Raw genomic sequence first — 733 nt, forward strand, 5'->3', positions numbered from 1 at the left:
ACATGGAAGCCACCGTCCTGGCCGCGCAGATCGATCCCCGGCGCGCCGACAGCACACAGACCCCGGGCGCCCACGACTCGGTCCTGGCCGTCGAGCAGGCCCTGCAGGCCCGCGGCCTCCTCGACGCCCGCTGGGTGGACGGCTACTTCGGCACCACCACCATCACCGCCTACGCCGCCTACCAGCGCTCCCTCGGCTACACCGGCCTGGACGCCAACGGACTGCCCGGCACCACCTCGCTCACCGCCCTCGGCCAGGGCCGCTACACCGTCACCCGTCAGCTCGGCGTCGGCGCGAAGCTGCAGCGCGACGGATACACCGTCGACACCCGCACCCAGAACATGCTCACCGAAGCCGAACGCCTCCTGGGCTTCCACCTCACCCTCGACCAGGGCTCCTACAACCCCGGCGGCGATCCCACCTCCGCGGGCACCCACGACGGCGGCGGCGTCGTGGACATCAACGTCGACGGCATGTCCAGCACCACCCGCACCGCCGTCGCCAAGGCACTGCGCCAGGTCGGATTCGCCGCCTGGGTCCGCAACCCCACCCAGGGCGACTGGCCGTGGCACATCCACGCCGCAGCGATCAGCGACACCGACCTGGCCACCCAGGCCCAGAACCAGACCGGTGACTACTACCTCGGCCTCAACGGCCTGGCCAACCACGCCGCCGACGACGGCCCCCGCATCCCCATCCAGACCTGGGAGGAGTACCAGCGCACCCACTGACC

At 71.5% G+C, this 733-nt stretch carries 1 protein-coding gene; it reads left to right on the forward strand.

Annotation, left to right across the window (positions count from 1 at the left end):
• Positions 1 to 731: peptidoglycan-binding domain-containing protein (locus tag SNE206_RS40095; RefSeq protein WP_407918520.1), on the forward strand; the 731-nt coding region annotated here is incomplete at its 5' end.
• Positions 732 to 733 lie beyond the last annotated feature (2 nt).

The organism is Kitasatospora sp. NE20-6 (genome assembly GCF_045862635.1).